This window comes from Sporocytophaga myxococcoides (genome assembly GCF_000775915.1).
GTDB lineage: Bacteria > Bacteroidota > Bacteroidia > Cytophagales > Cytophagaceae > Sporocytophaga > Sporocytophaga myxococcoides_A.
On sequence record NZ_BBLT01000023.1, the window covers coordinates 1 to 4,113 of the forward strand.

Sequence of the window (4,113 nt, forward strand, 5' to 3'; positions counted from 1 at the left end):
CGTTATCCGGAATTATTGGGCGTAAAGAGCTCGTAGGCGGTTTGTCGCGTCTGCTGTGAAATCCCGAGGCTCAACCTCGGGCCTGCAGTGGGTACGGGCAGACTAGAGTGCGGTAGGGGAGATTGGAATTCCTGGTGTAGCGGTGGAATGCGCAGATATCAGGAGGAACACCGATGGCGAAGGCAGATCTCTGGGCCGTAACTGACGCTGAGGAGCGAAAGGGTGGGGAGCAAACAGGCTTAGATACCCTGGTAGTCCACCCCGTAAACGTTGGGAACTAGTTGTGGGGTCCATTCCACGGATTCCGTGACGCAGCTAACGCATTAAGTTCCCCGCCTGGGGAGTACGGCCGCAAGGCTAAAACTCAAAGGAATTGACGGGGACCCGCACAAGCGGCGGAGCATGCGGATTAATTCGATGCAACGCGAAGAACCTTACCAAGGCTTGACATATACGAGAACGGGCCAGAAATGGTCAACTCTTTGGACACTCGTAAACAGGTGGTGCATGGTTGTCGTCAGCTCGTGTCGTGAGATGTTGGGTTAAGTCCCGCAACGAGCGCAACCCTCGTTCTATGTTGCCAGCACGTAATGGTGGGAACTCATGGGATACTGCCGGGGTCAACTCGGAGGAAGGTGGGGATGACGTCAAATCATCATGCCCCTTATGTCTTGGGCTTCACGCATGCTACAATGGCCGGTACAAAGGGCTGCAATACCGTGAGGTGGAGCGAATCCCAAAAAGCCGGTCCCAGTTCGGATTGAGGTCTGCAACTCGACCTCATGAAGTCGGAGTCGCTAGTAATCGCAGATCAGCAACGCTGCGGTGAATACGTTCCCGGGTCTTGTACACACCGCCCGTCAAGTCATGAAAGTCGGTAACACCTGAAGCCGGTGGCCTAACCCTTGTGGAGGGAGCCGTCGAAGGTGGGATCGGTAATTAGGACTAAGTCGTAACAAGGTAGCCGTACCGGAAGGTGCGGCTGGATCACCTCCTTTCTAAGGAGCATCTGACACTTTCGGGTGTCCAGAACCCAGATCGAAGGCGTACGTTCTTCGCTGGGAGCTCATGGGTGGAACATTTGACATGGTGCGAAGGATGTTGTTCTTCTTCAGTACGCCGCTTCGGTGGTTGGAACGGGGAGGGTGACGGATGTCGCACCTGCACGCTGTTGGGTCCTGAGGGACCGGATGCGCTTTGACCTTCGGGTTGGAAGCATTTGGTTACTCTGGGCCTTTCGTTGTTTCCCCGGTGGGGAAGCGGTGAAGGGTACCGCCCGTACTTTGAGAACTACACAGTGGACGCGAGCATCTTGCAACTGATCTTCGGATTGGTTGCGCAAGATGATCTTAAAGATCATTAGTCAATTTCTGATCCCGCCTTCGGGTGGGGTCGAGTTTTTGATTCGAACTCATGTGATTTCAAGTCTTTAAGAGCAAACGGTGGATGCCTTGGCATCTGGAGCCGAAGAAGGACGTAGCAATCTGCGATAAGCCTCGGGGAACTGATAAGCAAGTTTTGATCCGAGGGTGTCCGAATGGGGAAACCCCGCTGGGCGGCGTGCCGACCTAGTGACTCCCGCCTGAATATATAGGGCGGGTAGAGGGAACGTGGGGAAGTGAAACATCTCAGTACCCACAGGAAGAGAAAGCAACCGCGATTCCGTTAGTAGTGGCGAGCGAAACCGGATCAGGCTAAACCGAGTGTGTGTGATATCCGGCAGGAGTTGCATATTCGGGGTTGTGGGACTCACCAGTCAGTTCTGCCGAGCTGGCGACGTTACAGAAGCGTATAGACGAACGGTCTTGAAAGGCCGGTCATAGAGGGTGCCAACCCCGTAGTCGAAATGCGTGTTCTGGCGTGGAGAGTATCCCAAGTAGCACGGGGCCCGTGAAATCCCGTGTGAATCTGTCAGGACCACCTGATAAGCCTAAATACTCCCAGATGACCGATAGCGGACAAGTACCGTGAGGGAAAGGTGAAAAGTACCCCGGGAGGGGAGTGAAATAGTACCTGAAACCGTTTGCTTACAAACCGTTGGAGCACCCCTGGTAGGTGTGACAGCGTGCCTTTTGAAGAATGAGCCTGCGAGTTAGCGATATGTGGCGAGGTTAACCCGTGTGGGGTAGCCGTAGCGAAAGCGAGTCTGAATAGGGCGATTCAGTCGCATGTCCTAGACCCGAAGCGAAGTGATCTATCCATGGCCAGGTTGAAGCGACGGTAAGACGTCGTGGAGGACCGAACCCACTTAGGTTGAAAACTGAGGGGATGAGCTGTGGATAGGGGTGAAAGGCCAATCAAACTTCGTGATAGCTGGTTCTCTCCGAAATGCATTTAGGTGCAGCGTTGCGTGTTTCTTGCCGGAGGTAGAGCTACTGGATGGCCGATGGGCCCTACAAGGTTACTGACGTCAGCCAAACTCCGAATGCCGGTAAGTGAGAGCGCAGCAGTGAGACTGTGGGGGATAAGCTTCATAGTCGAGAGGGAAACAACCCAGACCACCAACTAAGGTCCCAAAGCGCGTGCTAAGTGGGAAAGGATGTGGAGTTGCTCTGACAACCAGGAGGTTGGCTTAGAAGCAGCCACCCTTGAAAGAGTGCGTAATAGCTCACTGGTCAAGTGATTCCGCGCCGACAATGTAACGGGGCTCAAGCACGCCACCGAAGTTGTGGCATTGACATTATTGGTAGGCCTTCGTGGTCCAGCCGTGTTGATGGGTAGGAGAGCGTCGTGTGGCCAGCGAAGCGGCGGTGGAAACCAGCCGTGGAGGCTACACGAGTGAGAATGCAGGCATGAGTAGCGAATGACGTGTGAGAAACACGTCCTCCGAAAGACCAAGGGTTCCAGGGTCAAGCTAATCTTCCCTGGGTAAGTCGGGACCTAAGGCGAGGCCGACAGGCGTAGTCGATGGACAACGGGTTGATATTCCCGTACCGGCGAAGAACCGCCCAAGCTAATCCAGTGGTGCTAAACGTCCGAGCCTTCACATCGTCACCTTCGGGTGACACCGTGGAGGGGAGCACGTGACCCCATGCTGGTGCGGTTAGCGTATTAACAGGTGTGACGCAGGAAGGTAGTCCAAGCCAGGCGATGGTTGTCCTGGTGCAAGTGCGTAGGCCGAGTCATAGGCAAATCCGTGACTCATGAGGCTGAGACACGATGCGGATAAAAAGTGGATGATCCTATGCTGCCGAGAAAAGCATCGACGCGAGGTTCTAGCCGCCCGTACCCCAAACCGACTCAGGTGGTCAGGTAGAGAATACCAAGGAGATCGAGAGAATCGTGGTTAAGGAACTCGGCAAAATGCCCCCGTAACTTCGGGAGAAGGGGGGCCTTCGACGTATTAGGACTTGCTCCGAAAGCGTTTGGAGGCCGCAGAGACTAGTGGGTAGCGACTGTTTACTAAAAACACAGGTCCGTGCCAAGTCGCAAGACGATGTATACGGACTGACGCCTGCCCGGTGCTGGAAGGTTAAGAGGACCGGTTAGCCGCAAGGCGAAGCTGAGAATTTAAGCCCCAGTAAACGGCGGTGGTAACTATAACCATCCTAAGGTAGCGAAATTCCTTGTCGGGTAAGTTCCGACCTGCACGAATGGCGTAACGACTTCCCAACTGTCTCAACCGCGAACTCGGCGAAATTGCATTACGAGTAAAGATGCTCGTTACGCGCAGCAGGACGGAAAGACCCCGTGACCTTTACTACAGCTTGGTATTGGTGTTCGGTGTGGCTTGTGTAGGATAGGTGGGAGACTTTGAAGCGGTGACGCCAGTTACCGTGGAGTCATTGTTGAAATACCACTCTGGTCACTCTGGATATCTAACTTCGAACCGTAATCCGGTTCAGGGACAGTGCCTGGTGGGTAGTTTAACTGGGGCGGTTGCCTCCCAAAAAGTAACGGAGGCGCCCAAAGGTTCCCTCAACCTGGTTGGCAATCAGGTGGCGAGTGTAAGTGCACAAGGGAGCTTGACTGTGAGACTGACAGGTCGAGCAGGGACGAAAGTCGGGACTAGTGATCCGGCAGTGGCTTGTGGAAGCGCTGTCGCTCAACGGATAAAAGGTACCTCGGGGATAACAGGCTGATCTTGCCCAAGAGTCCATATCGACGGCATGG

The 4,113-nt window shown here is 54.5% G+C and carries 2 rRNA genes; both read left to right on the forward strand.

The annotated features are described in order from the left end of the window. Nucleotides 1-998 (forward strand): 16S ribosomal RNA (locus MYP_RS24485); the annotation flags it as partial. A 421-nt stretch (nt 999-1,419) separates the two neighbouring features. Then, nucleotides 1,420-4,113, forward strand: a 23S ribosomal RNA gene (locus MYP_RS24490); the annotation flags it as partial.